General features: G+C 50.4%; 19 protein-coding genes. 12 read left to right on the forward strand and 7 right to left on the reverse strand.

The window, feature by feature from the left end; translation table 11 throughout:
- Positions 1-23 precede the first annotated feature (23 nt).
- Complete coding sequence (locus BZG83_RS09085) at positions 24-1,178, reverse strand: DUF2066 domain-containing protein (protein WP_077480208.1); 1,155 nt, start codon at positions 1,176-1,178, stop codon at positions 24-26.
- Positions 1,179-1,429: 251 nt separating this feature from the next.
- Here BZG83_RS09085 and BZG83_RS09090 point away from each other — a divergent pair, with 251 nt between their 5' ends.
- Positions 1,430-2,680, forward strand: coding sequence for a uracil-xanthine permease family protein (locus tag BZG83_RS09090; protein WP_077480209.1), 1,251 nt, complete (start codon positions 1,430-1,432; stop codon positions 2,678-2,680).
- 64 nt (positions 2,681-2,744) lie between these two features.
- Here the strand turns inward: BZG83_RS09090 and gltX are convergent, their stop codons facing one another.
- The 3 genes from gltX to zipA all read right to left on the reverse strand — a co-directional run bounded on the left by gltX (position 2,745) and on the right by zipA (position 7,307).
- Positions 2,745-4,169 (reverse strand): glutamate--tRNA ligase, encoded by a 1,425-nt coding sequence (gltX, locus tag BZG83_RS09095; RefSeq protein ID WP_077480210.1) that lies wholly within the window; start codon positions 4,167-4,169, stop codon positions 2,745-2,747.
- A 104-nt stretch (positions 4,170-4,273) separates the two neighbouring features.
- Positions 4,274-6,283 (reverse strand): NAD-dependent DNA ligase LigA, encoded by a 2,010-nt coding sequence (ligA, locus tag BZG83_RS09100; protein ID WP_077480211.1) that lies wholly within the window; start codon positions 6,281-6,283, stop codon positions 4,274-4,276.
- Positions 6,284-6,398: 115 nt separating this feature from the next.
- Positions 6,399-7,307 carry a cell division protein ZipA gene (zipA, locus tag BZG83_RS09105; protein ID WP_077480212.1) on the reverse strand — a complete coding sequence of 303 codons (909 nt, stop codon included), beginning with the start codon at positions 7,305-7,307 and terminating at the stop codon, positions 6,399-6,401.
- A 262-nt stretch (positions 7,308-7,569) separates the two neighbouring features.
- Here zipA and cysZ point away from each other — a divergent pair, with 262 nt between their 5' ends.
- From cysZ to crr, 5 genes are all read left to right on the forward strand, one after another.
- Positions 7,570-8,328: a sulfate transporter CysZ gene (cysZ, locus tag BZG83_RS09110; protein WP_077480213.1), complete on the forward strand. Its 759-nt coding sequence runs from the start codon at positions 7,570-7,572 to the stop codon at positions 8,326-8,328.
- 191 nt (positions 8,329-8,519) lie between these two features.
- Positions 8,520-9,488 (forward strand): cysteine synthase A, encoded by a 969-nt coding sequence (cysK, locus tag BZG83_RS09115; protein ID WP_069587398.1) that lies wholly within the window; start codon positions 8,520-8,522, stop codon positions 9,486-9,488.
- Positions 9,489-9,806: 318 nt separating this feature from the next.
- Positions 9,807-10,064, forward strand: a complete 258-nt coding sequence (locus tag BZG83_RS09120; RefSeq protein WP_077480214.1) for an HPr family phosphocarrier protein — start codon at positions 9,807-9,809, stop codon at positions 10,062-10,064.
- A gap of 50 nt (positions 10,065-10,114) precedes the next feature.
- Positions 10,115-11,842 carry a phosphoenolpyruvate-protein phosphotransferase PtsI gene (gene ptsI / locus BZG83_RS09125; RefSeq protein ID WP_077480215.1) on the forward strand — a complete coding sequence of 576 codons (1,728 nt, stop codon included), beginning with the start codon at positions 10,115-10,117 and terminating at the stop codon, positions 11,840-11,842.
- 39 nt (positions 11,843-11,881) lie between these two features.
- Positions 11,882-12,391, forward strand: a complete 510-nt coding sequence (gene crr, locus BZG83_RS09130; protein ID WP_069587401.1) for a PTS glucose transporter subunit IIA — start codon at positions 11,882-11,884, stop codon at positions 12,389-12,391.
- Between the two features lie 58 nt (positions 12,392-12,449).
- Here crr and BZG83_RS09135 read toward each other — a convergent pair whose 3' ends face one another.
- Entirely contained in the window at positions 12,450-13,373 is a 924-nt protein-coding gene (locus BZG83_RS09135; RefSeq protein ID WP_077480216.1) for a Dyp-type peroxidase, read from the reverse strand.
- Positions 13,370-13,873 carry a DUF2919 domain-containing protein gene (locus tag BZG83_RS09140; protein ID WP_077480217.1) on the reverse strand — a complete coding sequence of 168 codons (504 nt, stop codon included), beginning with the start codon at positions 13,871-13,873 and terminating at the stop codon, positions 13,370-13,372. Before BZG83_RS09140 ends, BZG83_RS09135 begins: the two co-directional genes overlap by 4 nt.
- A gap of 120 nt (positions 13,874-13,993) precedes the next feature.
- Between BZG83_RS09140 and BZG83_RS09145 the strand changes: the two genes are divergently transcribed.
- Positions 13,994-14,341: a DUF2956 domain-containing protein gene (locus BZG83_RS09145; RefSeq protein ID WP_077480218.1), complete on the forward strand. Its 348-nt coding sequence runs from the start codon at positions 13,994-13,996 to the stop codon at positions 14,339-14,341.
- A 71-nt stretch (positions 14,342-14,412) separates the two neighbouring features.
- Complete coding sequence (locus BZG83_RS09150; RefSeq protein ID WP_158074946.1) at positions 14,413-14,784, forward strand: DUF1499 domain-containing protein; 372 nt, start codon at positions 14,413-14,415, stop codon at positions 14,782-14,784.
- Here the strand turns inward: BZG83_RS09150 and BZG83_RS09155 are convergent.
- On the reverse strand, positions 14,781-15,059 hold the full coding sequence (locus BZG83_RS09155; RefSeq protein WP_025740011.1) for a winged helix-turn-helix domain-containing protein: 279 nt from the start codon (positions 15,057-15,059) through the stop codon (positions 14,781-14,783). The two genes, BZG83_RS09150 and BZG83_RS09155, sit on opposite strands and share 4 nt — an antisense overlap.
- A gap of 233 nt (positions 15,060-15,292) precedes the next feature.
- On the opposite strand from BZG83_RS09155, the gene BZG83_RS09160 reads away from it, so the two are divergent.
- Genes BZG83_RS09160 through BZG83_RS09175 form a run of 4 tightly spaced genes read left to right on the forward strand, consistent with a single transcriptional unit; the run spans position 15,293 to position 17,677 of the window.
- Positions 15,293-15,640 (forward strand): ArsC family reductase, encoded by a 348-nt coding sequence (locus BZG83_RS09160; protein ID WP_069587405.1) that lies wholly within the window; start codon positions 15,293-15,295, stop codon positions 15,638-15,640.
- Between the two features lie 38 nt (positions 15,641-15,678).
- Positions 15,679-16,812, forward strand: coding sequence for a succinyl-diaminopimelate desuccinylase (gene dapE, locus BZG83_RS09165; RefSeq protein WP_069587406.1), 1,134 nt, complete (start codon positions 15,679-15,681; stop codon positions 16,810-16,812).
- Positions 16,809-17,507: a M15 family metallopeptidase gene (locus tag BZG83_RS09170; protein ID WP_108743590.1), complete on the forward strand. Its 699-nt coding sequence runs from the start codon at positions 16,809-16,811 to the stop codon at positions 17,505-17,507. Before dapE ends, BZG83_RS09170 begins: the two co-directional genes overlap by 4 nt.
- Entirely contained in the window at positions 17,495-17,677 is a 183-nt protein-coding gene (locus BZG83_RS09175; RefSeq protein WP_077480220.1) for a DUF2897 family protein, read from the forward strand. The genes BZG83_RS09170 and BZG83_RS09175 overlap by 13 nt, the downstream gene beginning before the upstream one ends.
- Positions 17,678-17,737 lie beyond the last annotated feature (60 nt).

The raw sequence follows: 17,737 nt of genomic DNA on the forward strand, positions 1-17,737 counted from the left end.
ATTTGTGTGTCGTCGGCATGCGGTTACGAGGACTGCCAAACAAACCACAGCGTCGTGTCATCCTCAGCTAGGACATCTCCTTCGAGTGTCGGCTCACTGTTGAGTCGAACGTCCTCATTCCTGCTATCTAATGCTGAGCCAGCTGGCTGCTGGGGTGACGTTGCCACTTTCTCACTACCCGCATAATCGAGACGCTCTTGCGGGGTCATAAGACGGATTTCGCGATTCGCGGTCAGCTCGTTAATCAATGCTTGTTGTGAGGCAGCTAAACGTACCGTAAATCGCAACGCATCTCCTTCGAGCTCCGCTAGGTGTGCGCTTTGTAGCGCATTTAATCCAGCTAGCGTGCGCTCTAGCTGGACATAATCATCACCACCTTGTACGCCTGCAATCGCCAACGTCACCGCTTGACTGTCATCATTTTGATCAAACACCACGGCAGTACGGGTCGCATAATAATCGGCAACCGCATTGATCATAGCCGCACTGTCGCCTTGCCCGCGCTGTTGATCGGCTTGCAAGTCGCTCGCATCGGGGAAGAATTGCCAACGTATGCCCTGCGGGATCAGTTTGGCAATCACAATACCGTCCGCTTGATAGCGCTGACTCGCGTCGCTAACCGGGCCGATAAAGCCTCCCCAAAGATCACTGGCAGAAATTGCCATCAGATCATCAAAATCGCCTACCGGCACCAATACGGGCAGACCCCGCTTGGCAGCACTGTCTCGCAAGGCGTCAACCAAAGCCACATCGCTTTGTTCCCACACAATTTCGCGTTCAGTACCACGATCGTCCACCAGCCATACTAAGACGGACGGACGCGGCGTACCCCATAAAGGCAATCCCGCATCACGCAGCAGCGCTTGCACTTGCTGGCTATCAAAGCCCACTTCAAGGGTCCGTACCGATTCGCTGCTCTCCGTACGCGCCGTTTCACCATATCCTACCTGGGTGATCAAACCATCCACATCATTAAGACGATTCTGCACACTGGGGTTATCGGCAATGTCACGTTGTCCCGAGACTTTGACCAACACGTCCAGCAAGCCTTGTTGCTTAGCCGCTTGTTGCGACGTTTGAGCGCCGTTATCTAATGGTACGCTTGCATGGTACAAATTATTGGCAAAGACGCTGGGTAGCCACAGCATAGCCATCACGGCCATTACAAATCGGATCATAGTTTTTCCACATTGATTGATGGGATGTTGGGATCATAAGCGCTCTTGTCCTCTCTCAGCAATGCTCTTACCTAAAAAAGACCTGATTCCTGACCGTTGGTTCACATAGCCCTCTCACCACGCTGCCTCTCGCCACTAGAATGAAATCCGTTACATCGATTATTTGCTACCGATCTCACATTGATAAATATGACAAGCATCACATCTTGGCTTTGTGCTAACATCTCGCGATTTTTTTTGGAGGTGAGACTATGATGCAAGTTTTACAAGGCGCACAGATGCTATTTGTTGCATTTGGCGCATTGGTATTGGTGCCATTATTAACTGGGCTTGACCCCAATGTCGCCCTCTTTGGTGCCGGTATTGGAACCCTGATTTTTCAACTTATCACCCGTCGCTCCGTCCCCATTTTCCTCGCCTCTTCTTTCGCCTTTATCGCTCCCATTCTTTACGGTGTTAACAACTTTGGTATTCCCGCCACCATGGGCGGCCTAATGGCGGCTGGGATGGTTTACCTGATTATGGGCGGTATTATCCGCGTCAAAGGCGTCGACATCATTCACAAGTTGTTGCCACCTGTGGTGGTGGGTCCTGTCATTATGGTGATTGGTCTGGGGCTTGCGCCAACTGCGGTCAATATGGCGTTGGGGAAAAGTGGCGATGGCGGCACGCAAATTATCGCCGGTGATGTTGCAATTTGGATTTCGTTGCTATCGCTGCTGACCACCATACTGATCAGTGTGTTTGCTAAAGGCTTCTTTAAGTTGGTGCCAATCTTGGCGGGTATCGTGGTGGGATATATCGCCAGCCTTATCATGGGCGTAGTCGATTTCACCGCTGTGACTCAAGCAAGCTGGCTCGCCATGCCCGCCTTTACGCTGCCTGAATTTAATATCAACGCTATCTTATTCATGATCCCCGTGGCGATCGCTCCCGCTGTTGAGCATGTGGGCGATATGTTGGCTATCTCAAATGTCACCCGCAAAGACTACCTGAAAAAACCCGGTCTTCACCGCACCATGGCAGGTGACGGTGCCGCTACCATTGCCGCATCTTTATTCGGTGCGCCACCCAATACCACTTACAGCGAAGTCACCGGAGCCGTGATGCTCACCAAAGCATTTAACCCAGTGATTATGACCTATGCAGCATTAACGGCAATTGTGTTGGCCTTTGTCGGAAAGCTGGGCGCAGTGTTACTGACCATTCCTTTGCCTGTGATGGGCGGGATCATGATCTTATTATTCGGCTCTATCGCGACGGTGGGATTAAATACCCTGATCCGCAATCAAGTCGATCTGCATGACTCTCGCAACCTCGCGATTGTCGGCGTAACCTTGGTCTTTGGTATTGGCGGCATGGCATTCGGCATTGGCGATTTTAGCTTACAAGGCATTAGCCTGTGTGGTCTGGTCGCGATTGTGCTCAACCTTGTGTTGCCACGTAAAATGGGCGAAAACCATATTGTTGACAGTGCGCAGATGGAAGAAGGCTCGCACTAACCCCGATCGAAAAAGGGCGCCGAAGCGCCCTTTTGGATTTTCCCACCTAAGGTGGTTGAGTTGATTAACCTTGCGCCGCACGCGCTTCAACAAGCTTAATCGCTTGCTCAATACGCGCGACCACACGGTCTTTACCAATCAGGTGCATGACCGCATCCACAGAAGGCGATTGACCGCCACCGGTAACCGCAACGCGTAATGGCATGCCCACTTTGCCCATGCCCACATCCAAATCGGCACAGGTATCGGCGATTACTGCTTTTAAGGCTTCCACGCTCCAGTCTTGCAGCGCTTCAATTTTGCCTTTCGCCACTTGTAATGGCTCTAGTGCCACCGGACGCAGGTGCTTTTTCGCCGCCGCTGGGTCGATCTCATCAAAGTCTTGATAGAAGTAACGGCTTTGTTCCGCCAGTTCTACCAAGGTATGACAACGCTCGCCGACCAGCTGGATCACGTCGGTGATGGCCGGGCCTTGGCTAATGTCGATGCCAGCTTGATCGAGGTGCCACTGCAGATGCTGCGCGACCTCTTGCGGGTCAGCGTGCTTAATGTAGTGGTTGTTCAACCACAGCAGCTTTTCAGTGTTAAACGCTGAGGCTGACTTGCTGATCGCCTCAAGGCTAAACAGTTCAATCATCTCATCGAGCGAGAAAATTTCTTGGTCACCATGTGACCAGCCCAAGCGCACCAAATAGTTCAGCAACGCATGAGGCAAGAAGCCCTGATCGCGATATTGCATAACGCTGACCGCACCGTGGCGCTTAGACAGTTTCGCTCCGTCATCACCAAGGATCATCGAGCAATGCGCAAACTCAGGGACCGGTGCGCCCAGCGCTTTGTAGATATTGATMTGACGTGGGGTGTTGTTGATGTGGTCTTCACCACGCACAACTTGGGTGATCCCCATATCCCAGTCATCCACAACCACACAGAAGTTGTAGGTTGGGCTGCCGTCGGTACGGCGGATAATCAGGTCATCCAGTTCACTGTTCGCAATTTCAATACGGCCGCGGATCTTGTCGTCAAAGACAACCTTACCCTCTTTCGGGTTGCGGAAACGGATCACATGCGGGTCATCCGCCTTAGCGTTTTGATTCGCTTCAATCACTTTTGGATGATCAGCGTCGTAGCGTGGCTTAAGACCGTCTGCTTTTTGTTGCTCACGGATCTCATCGAGCAGCTCTTTCGGGGCATAGCATTTATAGGCTTTGTCTTCCGCCAAAAGTTGGTCAACAAGCTGGTTATATCGGTCAAAACGCTTGGTTTGATAATATGGACCTTCATCCCACGTTAAACCCAACCATTCCATCCCTTCTAAGATGGCGTCGATGGCCTCTTGGGTTGAACGCTCAAGATCAGTATCTTCAATACGCAATACAAATTGACCGCCTTGGCTGCGTGCTGCTAGCCAAGAATAGAGTGCTGTACGCGCACCGCCCACGTGCAAAAAGCCGGTTGGGCTGGGGGCAAAGCGGGTTTTGATAGTCATTAGGATCCCTATCCCAGTGGTGAGAATGATGAGTGAGAGTTAGTTTACCAGTACAGGTAAATTCCACAATCGAGGCCACGGGATTCCCCGAAGCCTCGCGGTATTTATTGGTTGATCAGTGCCAGCATGCCGTCTTCATCTAACACAGTCACACCTAAATCTTGCGCTTTGGTCAGTTTCGAGCCAGCGGCTTCACCGGCAATCAAGATATCTGTTTTCGCCGAGACGCTTCCGGTCACTTTAGCCCCTAACGCTTGCAGCGCGGCTTTTGCATCCGTACGCGACATTTGCGACAAGGTACCAGTCAACACGATGGTTTTTCCCGCCAAAGGCTGTGCTTGCGCATCCGTTTGTTGGGCCACTTCCGGCCAGTGGATCCCAGTTTCCAACAGTGCATCCAACACATCTTGGTTGTGAGGTTCGGCAAAGAAGCGAACAATATGGCCCGCCACAATCGTCCCAACATCTGGGACCGCAATCAAGGCTTCTTCATCCGCGGCGCGCAGCGCGTCGAGGGTTTTAAAATGTGTGGCCAGATTTTGTGCCGTGGCTTCGCCAACCTCACGGATCCCCAACGCATAAATAAATCGAGGCAAGGTGGTTGCTTTGGCTTTTTCTAGCGCATCAATCAGATTTTGTGCTGATTTTGGCCCCATTCTATCCAAGGCGGTGACGCGGCCCGCCGTGAGGCGAAACAGATCAGCGGGAGTATGGATCAGCTCTTTTTCAATCAGCTGCTCGACGATTTTATCACCGAGGCCATCAATATCCATCGCCTTACGCGAGGAGAAATGCTTAATGGCTTCTTTACGTTGCGCAAGGCAAATTAACCCGCCAGTACAACGCGCCACCGCTTCACCCTCAACACGAGTGACCGCAGAATCACACACAGGACAAGCAGTTGGAAAAACAATCGGCTGCGCATGTTCTGGACGGCGGCTTTCTACCACGCCGACCACTTGTGGGATCACATCACCCGCGCGACGGATCACCACGGTATCACCGATATGAACCCCTAAACGCTCAATTTCATCGCCATTGTGTAAGGTCGCATTGCTGACCGTCACGCCCCCGACAAAAACAGGTGCCAGTTTTGCGACCGGTGTGATGGCTCCCGTTCGTCCCACTTGGAACTCAACATCGTTGAGGGTGGTAATTTCTTCTTGAGCCGGGAATTTATAAGCAATTGCCCAACGGGGAGCGCGCGCAACAAACCCTAGGGTTTGCTGGCTTTCAATGCTGTCGACTTTTATCACCACCCCGTCAATTTCATAGGGCAATGCATCACGTCGGGCTAAGATGTCTTGGTAGTAGCGTTTGACACCAGCTAAATCCGTCACCTGTTTGACTTCAGGGCTAAGCGCTAGACCCCACTGTTTAAGCTTTTGCAGGCGTTGGAACTGCCCCTCGCCAAATGGTGTCGACATAATGCCAACGGCATAAGCATAAAAACTAAGCGGACGGCTGGCTGCAACTTTAGGGTCCAATTGACGCAGACTACCGGCGGCCGCGTTGCGCGGGTTGGCAAAGGTTTTATCCCCTCGCTTGAGGGCAGCTTCATTAAGTGCCTCAAAGCCCGCTTTAGGCATAAAGACTTCACCGCGCACCTCAAGACGCGTCGGCCAATCTCCCGCCTGCAACGTCAACGGGACGTTACGAATCGTTTTCACATTGTGGGTGATGTTTTCACCCGTGGTGCCATCGCCTCGGGTCGCAGCTTGGACCAAGACACCATTTTCGTAAATCAAGCTAACCGCTAAGCCATCAAGTTTTGGCTCACAGGTATAGGTGACAGACTCGCCATCACCGAGTCTGTCTTTAACACGGCGTTCAAAGTCAGCCAGATCGTCATCACTGAAGGCATTGCCCAAAGATAACATCGCCAACTCGTGGGTCACTGTCTCAAATGCGCTAAGCGGTGCGCCACCCACACGCTGACTCGGCGAATCAGCCGTCACCCATTCAGGGTGCTCAGCTTCAATGGCCAGCAACGTTTGCATTAAACGATCGTACTCCGCGTCCGGCAGCTCAGGGCTGTCTTCGACATAGTAACGATAGGCATGGTAGTTAAGCTGATGCTTCAACGCATCCAGTTGTTCTTTGCTGTAAGCCATGATTGATCTGTTGTGACTGATTGAGTGACAGGCAAGTATATACGTATTAACGGCGAAGATGGAGATGTGTGCGTGTAGGTGGTTGGCCGATGAACAATCACCGACCAACTTCGACCTATGCAGAGAAGGCTTTAACCCGCTCTCGGTACTCGTCAAGGCGAGACGGCGTCATCATGGCGCGCGCATCGTCAAGCACCAGCCCGCCGAGCTCATCGGCAATCTGCTGCGCGGTTTGTAGCATCAGTTTGAAGTTTTGTTCCGGCTCACCATAACAAGGCAAGGTCATGAAGAAGCTAATTCCAGGCGTTTCAAAGCCATCAATATGACCGATATCAAAGGTCCCTGGTTTTACCATGTTCGCGACACTAAACAGCACCTTGCCCGTGCCTGACGGATCGGAATGACGGTGATAAATCCCCATATCACCAAAGCGCAAGCCATGCTGTTCAAGGCTATTGGTTAACTCAAGACCGTTGAAAATGGCATTGTTATTGGCATGAACATGCAAAACAAGCACTTCAGTTTCATCTTCCGACTCGGCGGCTTCACCTTGCTCCGCGTCATGCTCGGCAGTGTCTGGTTGCGCAGTGTCATTAGTGACCGGCGCAGTATCCTCACCGTCTTCTGCTTGATGGGCGGTAAATGGCGCGGCGGATTGCTCGCCCGCTGCAGGCTCAGGGGCATCATCGGCCGCCGACATTGATGGAAAAGCAGGCTCGACGGGGTCTGTCTTCGCGGATTCGTCGGCAAACAAGGGGTCGACATCGGGTTTATCACCAAAACTCACCGCAGGCTCTTTGCGGCTGGGTTTCGGATTGTCGCYAGAGGCGCTTTTGACGACTCGGACTGCGCCTATCCCGTCTTGATCAAACCCTTGGTCGTCTTTGCTGTCATCCAATTTTCCCAGCGGCTTTTCACCAAATTTGGTGCTCTTTTCTTTCTTATTGGTCCAGAGGCCATGCAACAGCAARGCTGCAATTGCTAATGCTCCCAAAACAATCAGTACAAGGCGCAATTCCTGCATCGTCGATTCTCAAATCTGTGTTTGTTCAGCGTATTGATTAGCTTATGGCATAGCGTGCGCAGATACGCAAACGCTTTGTCGATCATAAGCGGGCCACATTGACTAACGCAATGCGTAATCGGTCAACTTAGTTAACTGTATCAAAAGTTGGAGACAATTTAACGAATACAGCGACAGAAATGCGTAAAGTTTCCACGCATTTGACCGTTGTCAGCACCTCGGTTGGGCCAGTAGTATAACCCCAAATCAAAAAGGAGATGTCATGACCCACCGTGTTCATCCTCAGCCTCGAAGCGGGGCTGGCTATTTGTTACAAGGTTTTTCACTGATGCTGACGCCGGGATTACGCCGTTTTGTAGTGATCCCGATTATCGTCAATGTGTTATTGATGGGCGGCGCATTTGCTTATTTATTGTCTCAATTTAGCGATTGGATTGATACTTGGCTTGCGACCCTCCCAGAATGGCTGTCTTGGCTGTCCTTTGTGCTTTGGCCGCTGGTCGTGATTGCTATCTTAGTGGTGTTTTCCTACTTCTTTAGCACCTTAGCTAACTGGATTGCAGCTCCATTCAACGGTTTATTGGCGGAGCATTTAGAGGCCAAGCTGACCGGCGCCCCCTCGCCCAATGAYGGCATGCTCGATGTGGTTAAAGATCTGCCACGGGTAATGAAACGGGAATGGCAAAAACTGATGTACTACATTCCTAAGGCGCTGGGATTGCTGCTGCTATTATGGATCCCCGCCTTAGGCCAAACACTTGGTCCGGTATTGTGGTTTGTATTTAGTGCTTGGATGATGGCCATTCAATACTGTGACTATCCATTTGATAACCACAAGGTAGCCTTCCCGACCATGCGCGACAGCCTGAAACAATGCAGAGGTACATCGCTCAGTTTTGGGGCTGTGGTGATGCTGTTTACCATGACGCCAATCCTGAACCTGTTAGTCATGCCTGCTGCCGTATGCGGCGCCACCGCATTATGGGTCGACACTTATAAGTCGCGACTCGGGCGCTACTAGCTGGTTGTTACCTCACTCAAAAACCTCTACGCTCAGAGAGAAAAGCTCACAATTTCAGTGGGCTTTTCTTTTATTTGCCAATCATTTATTGGTCGATGTCACAATAAGATATAACCAACTGATCCTTTTCAAAACAGGCATCAGAGATATGCTTATAGCCAAACTAATCGGTGTCATGAAGGAACGATACAATGGGTAAGATTTACGAAGACAACACACAAACTATCGGTAATACCCCGCTGGTTCGCCTCAATCGCGTAGCTAAGCCAAACGTGCTTGCCAAAATCGAAGCGCGTAACCCAAGCTTCAGCGTCAAGTGCCGAATCGGCGCCAACATGATTTGGGACGCCGAGAAAAAAGGCACCTTGAAACCCGGTATTGAGCTGATTGAACCGACCAGTGGTAACACGGGGATTGCACTCGCTTATGTTGCTGCCGCACGTGGTTATAAACTCACCTTAACGATGCCTGAGTCGATGAGCTTAGAGCGTCGTAAACTGCTTAAAGCGCTGGGCGCGAAGCTGGTGCTAACCGAAGCGCCGAAAGGCATGAAAGGGGCGATTGCAAAAGCAGAAGAAATCATGGCCGCAGAGCCCGGCAAATACCTAATGCTGCAACAGTTCGATAACCCCGCTAACCCTGAAATCCATGAAAAGACAACGGGACCTGAGCTGTGGGACGACACAGATGGTGAGATTGACGTGTTTGTTGCAGGTGTCGGTACCGGCGGGACACTGACCGGTGTGAGCCGCTACATCAAAAACACCCAAGGTAAAGCGATCACGACCGTCGCCGTTGAGCCTGCAGAGTCGCCTGTGATTGCACAAACTTTGGCCGGTGAAGATGTGCAACCTGCTCCTCACAAAATTCAAGGCATTGGCGCGGGCTTTGTTCCTAAAAACTTGGATGTCAGCCTGATCGACAAAGTGGTTTCTGTCACCTCAGATGAAGCCATCGAAATGGCACGTCGCCTGATGGAAGAAGAAGGCATTTTGGCCGGTATTTCATCAGGTGCGGCTGTGGTTGCTGCCAACAAAATTGCTGAGCTTCCTGAGTTTGCAAACAAGAAGATCGTCACAATTTTGCCAAGTGCTGCAGAACGTTATCTCAGCTCACCGCTGTTCGCAGGCATGTTTACCGAGCTAGAAAACGAACAGTAACAGCAGGTTAGTGTGCACAGCACATTTACCTCCCCCTGACAAAAGGCCCACATCGGGCCTTTTTTGTTTGATTTTTATATTAAGCTTTAGTAAAAAACGTCTGCCTTTTTATTTTCCGCATCAAAATAAAAGCGACATCACCTGATGAGCGGAAGGTCAAAAACGGCAAAAAGATGACAGGAAATTGACATGGATTAAGCTATACGGTCAATTTCTTGGTTAGGTTAACGCCAACGGATAGCGAAAATGCCCGTCAGCGGTTAAGCTAATCTTAGATTTAATACATAGATTTAAAAAAATAGAGATACGGGGTGAATCATGTATAAGAAGCAAGTTGAAATTACTGCAGAAAACGGCCTACACACTCGTCCAGCAGCGCAGTTCGTAAAAGATGCGAAAGCCTATGATGCTGACATCACTGTTGAGTCTAACGGTAAAAGCGCGAGCGCAAAAAGCCTGTTCAAACTTCAAACCCTTGGCTTGACCAAAGGCACCATGGTGACTATCTCTGCTGAAGGTGCGCAAGCACAAGAAGCTGTTGAGCACCTAGTAAAACTGATGGGCGAGCTGGAGTAATCCGGCTCTTTTTCTATCGGTTTTAAGTTTGGTAAACGTAAGGTAAAGCTATGATTTCAGGCATCCTGGCATCACCTGGTATTGCTTTCGGTAAAGCACTGCTGCTGCAAGAAGAAGACGTTGTAATCAATAAAAACAAGATTGCCGCGTCTCAAGTCGATCAAGAAATTCAGCGCGTATTGGATGCTCGCGAAAAGTCTAAGACGCAACTTGAAGCGATCAAAGACAAAGCAAGGGAAACCTTCGGCGAAGAGAAAGAAGCCATCTTCGAAGGTCACATCATGCTGCTAGAAGATGAAGAGCTGGAAGAAGAAATTGTCAGCTTCATCAAGTCAAACCTAGCAACCGCCGACCACGCCATCTACAGCGTGATTGAAGAACAAGCGGTGACGCTTGAGTCACTCGACGACGATTATCTGAAAGAGCGCGCCGCAGACATTCGTGACATTGGCTCACGCTTTGTGAAAAACGCGCTAGGCATCAACATGGTGTCTCTCAGTGCAATTAACGAGCAAGTGATCTTGGTCGCCAACGATTTAACGCCTTCTGAAACGGCGCAAATCGACCTGAACTATGTGCTGGGCTTTATCACAGACATTGGCGGACGTACGTCTCACACCTCGATTATGGCACGCTCGCTTGAGCTTCCAGCCGTGGTGGGTACTAACGATGCGACTGCGAAAATTAAAAATGGCGACATGCTGGTACTGGATGCCGTAAACAACAAGATTGTTGTGAACCCATCTGAAGGCGAGTTGGCGAAATTTAAAGCCATTCGCGATCAGTACCAAGCAGAAAAAGCTGAGCTGGCGAAATTGAAAGATTTGCCTGCCATTACGCTGGACGGTCATCAAGTTGAAGTCTGCGGTAACGTAGGTACCGTCAAAGACTGTGACGGTGTCAACCGTAACGGTGGTGAAGGTGTCGGTCTTTACCGCACCGAGTTCCTATTTATGGACCGTGATTCACTGCCTACCGAAGAAGAACAGTATCAAGCGTACAAAGCGGTCGCTGAGGCGGTTGATGGTCATCCAGTGATCATCCGTACCATGGACATTGGTGGCGATAAAGACCTGCCATACATGGACCTGCCTGACGAAATGAACCCATTCTTGGGTTGGCGTGCAGTGCGTATCAGCTTGGATCGTCGTGAAATTCTGCGTGACCAACTCCGTGCTATTTTGCGTGCATCTGCACACGGTAAAGTCCGCGTGATGTTCCCAATGATCATCTCTGTTGAAGAAATCCGTGAGCTGAAAACCGCGCTAGAGACCTACAAAGCTGAGCTGCGTGAAGAAGACCTCGCCTTTGATGAGTCACTAGAAATCGGTGTGATGGTAGAAACACCAGCGGCCGCCGCCATTGCTCATCACCTTGCTAAAGAAGTCGACTTCTTCAGCATCGGAACCAACGATTTGACCCAGTACACCCTGGCTGTCGACCGTGGCAACGAACTSATTTCTCACCTGTACAATCCACTGTCACCTGCGGTATTGACGGTTATCAAGCAAGTGATTGATGCCTCACATGCCGAAGGTAAATGGACCGGAATGTGCGGAGAACTTGCAGGGGATGAGAAAGCAACGTTACTATTGATGGGTATGGGCCTGGATGAGTTCAGTATGAGTGCCATCTCTATCCCTCGCATCAAGAAGATTATCCGTAATGCCAACTTTGCTGATGTGAAAGCGATGGCCGACACAGCCCTCAATCTGCCAACTGCGGCAGAAATCGAAGCCTATGTCGAAAAATTTATTGCGGAAAAAACCGTCTGCTAATATACAATCAGCAAAGAATTACTGCTTAGGAGCAACACTATGGGTCTGTTCGACAAACTGAAGAAGTTGGTGTCAGAAGACAGCAACGACGCAAGTGCTATTGAAATTATCGCCCCATTATCGGGTGAGATCGTCAACATTGAAGACGTGCCTGATGTTGTGTTTGCTGAGAAAATCGTCGGTGATGGCATTGCAATCAAGCCTTCAGGCGACAAAATGGTAGCACCTGTAAACGGTACTATCGGTAAGATTTTCGAAACCAACCACGCTTTCTCTATCGAGTCTGAAGATGGCGTTGAGCTTTTCGTGCACTTCGGTATTGATACCGTTGAGCTGAAAGGCGAAGGCTTTAAGCGTATTGCAGAAGAAGGCCAAACAGTGAAAGCGGGCGACACCGTGATCGAGTTTGACTTGGGCATGCTGGAAGAAAAAGCTAAATCAACGCTAACCCCGGTTGTTATCTCTAACATGGACGAGATCAAAGAGCTGACTAAGCTTTCTGGTGCCGTCACTGTGGGTGAAACACCTGTACTGCGCGTGACCAAGTAATTCAAATTTGGTCGACGATAAGAAAACGCAGCCTCCGGGCTGCGTTTTTTATTGCCCGTTATGCAACACCGGGTTGGCTAAGACGCTCCACATATTGCGCTAACGTGGTCTGTGAAGGCATAAACATAATGGCGCCGGTCACCGCTTGGGTAAAGCTTAACATCATGTCGGTTTTGCCATCGCGTTCACCAAACATGCTATCTAACATCACATCCAACGGATGTTGCTGTTGGCAATAGGCGAGAAACAATAGCCCATGCTCGCCACTGACACTGCCGTATGGCAGGCTCTGACGAAGAATTTTCAGGCCGACCCCGTTTTCTTTGATGTCCACCCGCCCAACGTGGGATGTATCCGGCATGTCCTCAAGTTCGATGGAGTCAGGCTTGGTGCGTCCAATCACCTTTTCTTGTGCCGCTTGCTGTAACCGCTCCCAAGCTGGTAGATCATGGACATAGCGTTGGACCAAAGCCACACTACCCCCAGCAAACGGTCCGTCTGGGATCACTGCAACCGCTTCACGCGCAAGACCTTGCGGATTTTCCGTGCCATCGATAAAGCCTGTCATATCACGCGCATCGAGATAGCGGAACCCTGCTGTTTCATCCACCACATCCACGACTTTCTTAATGGGGGTTAACCATTGCTGAAAAACATAGAAATTCAAATCGTGCCGCAAACCATGAAGATGAATAAAAACATCACAGTCAGTCTGAGGCGCCCGATGTTTGCGACTCTCTCGGAGACGAAAGTCTGTCACGTCCTCCGGATAGGCTAACCCGTGGGCACGACAAAAAGCAGGGCTAAATCCGACCGCCACACCCATCTGAGCATCACCAAAGACCTCTTGCGTTTGCTTGGCAATCTCAGCCAACCGCTGACATTGCTGTAGCACCAAGGCGGCATCATCAGTGACCTTAAGCATCACATACAATGCATAGGGTCCACCATCAGGGACAATCGCGGACTGTGCCTGTGTCATGTTACTTCTCCTTTGTACTTATTGTTCTCTGTGGCGCTTAAATGTAAGCCACGGATAAACTGGTAAAAAAAACGTTTCACCCGTCGGCTTCTTAACCAATACAAGCTCCCCCACACCACCCATAGTCCGTGGCATGCAATCAACCAATCAAACTGCCCGTCAGTAGCCATTAATGTCCTAAGCACATGCGCCCCTTCCCACCCCCAGACCGGCCAAATTAAGGCATAGCCCCAGTGCCAAAGGCGCTGAGCCCACCAAGGTGCACGGTGACAATTGCCAACCAACAACAGAAGCATGAGAGGTAACACGCCCACCGCCAAACTGGCGTACAGGGCAGGTTTGTCTGGATAAAATAGTGCCAGCAATTCACTGCCTTGCTGTCGACTGACCCCTGCCATCGCGAGTAGCCACCATGCACGGCTTAATAAAATAAGACAGATCAGATAAGTCACGGGCGCTTTTAAAAAGCCCTTCTCGTCATAATGGTGAAGTGTATCCATGTGTATGCCAATATTATTGCGCTATTGACCAACATGACGCGCACACCGAAAAACTGCAAGATCCCGATGAGAATTTGTTACTCTATTCACCTGATATATCATCCGCAGTACGGAGCAAACATGGGGAAACAAGCAGCCGCTGTCTCGCCTGAAACACAGCAAGAAGCCATGCGTGTAGCCAAAGCGACACAAAAACCAGGACAAACCAAAGCCCAAACCAAACTGATTGCCCAAGGCATCGAGAAAGGTATTGCGCAATATAAGAAAGAGCAAAAAGCCAAAGCGCGCGCACACGACAAAGCTCGGAAGAAAAAACAAAAACAAGCGAGTGAGCATACCGACACTGTCACTGCTAGCGCACCGCCACAACCGACAACATCTGCGCGCGATCGCAGCGATAGCCGTCTACCTTGGCTATTATTGGTGATCAGTTGGATTGGCTTTATTAGTTACCTATGGGTGGGATAATGATACGAACACGGACATTGGGGTTACTCGTGGCATTGACGCTTACAGGGTGCTCGACAGGAGACAAGATCATGAAACAGCMGCCGGTCACCGCCTGCGAAGACAGTCCTAACTGCGTATCAAGCAAGGACACTCGACCCAAGTTTGCATTATCACCTTTCACGCTGACCAGTGAGTCTGTCCGGTTTGACGATATCGTCAACACCATTGCCAGTTTGTCAGGCGCGACGCTTATCTCACAACAAGATAGCTATGCCCACTTCACCTTCACGACCCCAGTGCTGCGCTTTGTCGACGACGTCGAGATATCAGTGCACGGCACAGAGCTGACGCTGCGCTCCGCATCTCGTATTGGCTACTATGATTTTGGTGCCAATCGACGACGCGCTGACGCAATTCGTCAGGCGTTACGCGATAGCAAMCTCATTACACCGTCGCCTTAGTTGATATAAGAACGAATATCGCGCTTCTTATCTTCAACCCAATCACGGCGGAAGGGGCCCCAGTCTTTTAGCTGGTAGTACCCATCATTATGGCGTTTGCCATCTTGGATAAAGGTCATGTCGATTCCCAAGCCCGATAATGACTTTAAGACATCTTGAATAGTGCGACGTGGCCAGCCCGTCGCTTCAATCAAGCGCGGAACATTAGGACGTTCCATTTCTTCAACAAGCGCGGCGAGATACAAGCGCCGAGCAAACACAGGATTTAGTTCCATACGAACCTCCGAAAGTTCTGATTAATCCCATTATTCATGTCGGGTAATAGGAGGTTTTGCGTTCGATCAAAACGCCATCAAATCGACGTGCTGCAGACCTATTTAGCGGGAGAATTCACACTCTGCGCGAGATCTCTACCTTGCTATTCATCAGCACATCGATCCCGCGCTAGGTATTGCGTTCACTCTCAACCAGTGTCACTCTTTAATCATGCAAAAACACGACCTAAAAAATCATGACAACTGTATTTGGCATTAAAAACTGCGACACCCTAAAAAAAGCGCTGAAATGGTTAGATAACCAAGGCATCGACTATCAGTATCACGATTATCGCAAGGATGGCTTAGACGCGTCGCTGCTGCGCACCTTCGTTGCTGAGCTCGGCTGGGAAGCGTTGGTGAATAAACGCGGTACGACCTACCGCCAACTGAGCGATGAGCAAAAAGCCAGCCTCGATGAAGCCAGTGCGATAGCCATCATGCTCGATAACCCTGCGATCATTAAACGCCCCCTACTCGTACACAAGGGTAGCTACTATCTCGGCTTTAAAGAGAACCAATACGCTGACATTTTTGCGTAATGTAATGTTCCGTTCATTCTCGTTGTAAGGAAACTAAGATGACTGACAGTGCTACCCTGTCTTTGGCAAAAGATTTGATCAACCGTGAATCAGTCACCCCAGAGGATGCGGGCTGCCAAGATGTAATGATTGCACGCTTAAAAGCATTAGGCTTTACCATTGAGCCGATGGTCTTTGAAGATACCACCAATCTGTGGGCTCGCCGAGGCACCCAAGGGCCATTATTTGCCTTTGCCGGTCATACCGATGTGGTGCCTGCCGGACCGCGCGATCAGTGGCACACGCCACCGTTTGAAGCCGTGGTGATTGACGATCATCTCCATGGTCGCGGCGCCGCCGATATGAAAGGCTCACTGGCCGCAATGGTGGTGGCAGTTGAGCGTTTTGTCGCTGAAAACCCAAATCACCCCGGCTCGATTGCCTTTTTGATCACTTCGGATGAAGAAGGACCATTTATCAATGGTACGACCCGCGTGGTTGATACACTGGTCGCACGCGATGAAATCATTGATATGTGCATTGTTGGTGAGCCTTCGAGTACCCATCATGTGGGGGATGTGGTCAAAAATGGCCGTCGTGGATCGATCACCGGCGATTTGTATGTGCAAGGCACTCAAGGGCATGTTGCCTATCCTCACTTAGCCAATAACCCCGTGCATCAGGCTATGCCTGCCCTTACTGAGCTCGCGCAAACAGTGTGGGATAACGGGAATGACTTCTTCCCGCCGACCAGCTTTCAAATTCCCAATATTCAAGCAGGGACTGGGGCTGCGAATGTGATCCCGGGCGAGTGTCATGCACAGTTTAACTTCCGCTTTAGTACCGAACTTGATAGCGAAACCATCAAGCAACGGGTCTATTCCATCCTTGATGCTCACGGGTTGGAGTATCGTCTTGAATGGACTCATAGCGGCGACCCCTTTTTAACCGACAAAGGCACCCTACTCGATGCGGTGGTCGAAGCGGTCGAAGAAGTCAATCATCAAACGCCCCAGCTGTTAACCACAGGCGGCACGTCTGATGGTCGCTTTATTGCTAAAATGGGTGCACAAGTGATTGAACTGGGTCCGGTGAATGCCACGATTCATAAAGTGAACGAGTGCGTTAGCATTCCCGATCTTGAAAAGCTCACCGACATGTACCAAAAAGTGCTGGAGAAAGCCCTACGTTGACCTTAAGTCTTGCACAATTAACCGGGCAAGATATGCAATTTCTCGTGCCAATCAATGCCCGGCCGAATGCGCCTTGTTTGCACCCCGAGGTGCTTGAGCACCTTGAGGCGTTGCGCCATAGTGCGCAAAAAGCCGGCTTTACGCTAACCATCGCCAGTGCTCATCGGTCTTTTGACAGACAACTGGCGATTTGGAATGGCAAATACCGAGGCGAAAAGCCGGTCTTAGACGACCACGGCCAACCGATTGACATTCACACCCTCACCGATAACGAGCGAGTGCGAGCAATCTTGCGTTGGTCCGCCCTTCCGGGCACCAGCCGTCACCATTGGGGAACGGATTTGGATGTGTTTGACCAACAGGCATTGGCACCCGGTGAATCGTTAGCGCTGACACAAGCAGAATACGATCATGGGCCTCAGGCCCGATTCGCAACCTGGCTGCACGCTCATGCGCCGCGCTACGGATTTTTCTTCCCCTATGCGCAGGACCAAGGAGGCGTTGCTCGCGAGCCGTGGCACATTAGCCATATCGCCACCAGCCAACCTCTGCTTAATGCCTTGACCTTAGATGGCTTGCATCGCGTGATTGAGCAAGCGCCCATTCTGGGACAGCAGGCTATTCTTGAACAACTAGATTGGATATATTCAACCTATGTCACCAACATCTGCGAGGTGCACTCATGGAATGGCTAACCAATCCTTATGTGATTATCGCGATTGTGGTCGCGGTCGTGGTCAGCAATATTATGGCGCTTAAGTACACAGCGAATGCTAAGTTTGGGCTTAAATATAAAGATAAACCTGACGATAAAACCGACGCTGACGAAACACACCCCAACGACACACCATCGACAAAAAAATAGCGCCATGATGGCGCTATTTTCTCTTAAAAAAACGCAAACGTTTGCGTTTTTAAGCCAAAA

Origin of the sequence: Salinivibrio sp. PR919 (assembly GCF_001995355.1) — a bacterium.
Lineage (GTDB): Bacteria > Pseudomonadota > Gammaproteobacteria > Enterobacterales > Vibrionaceae > Salinivibrio > Salinivibrio proteolyticus.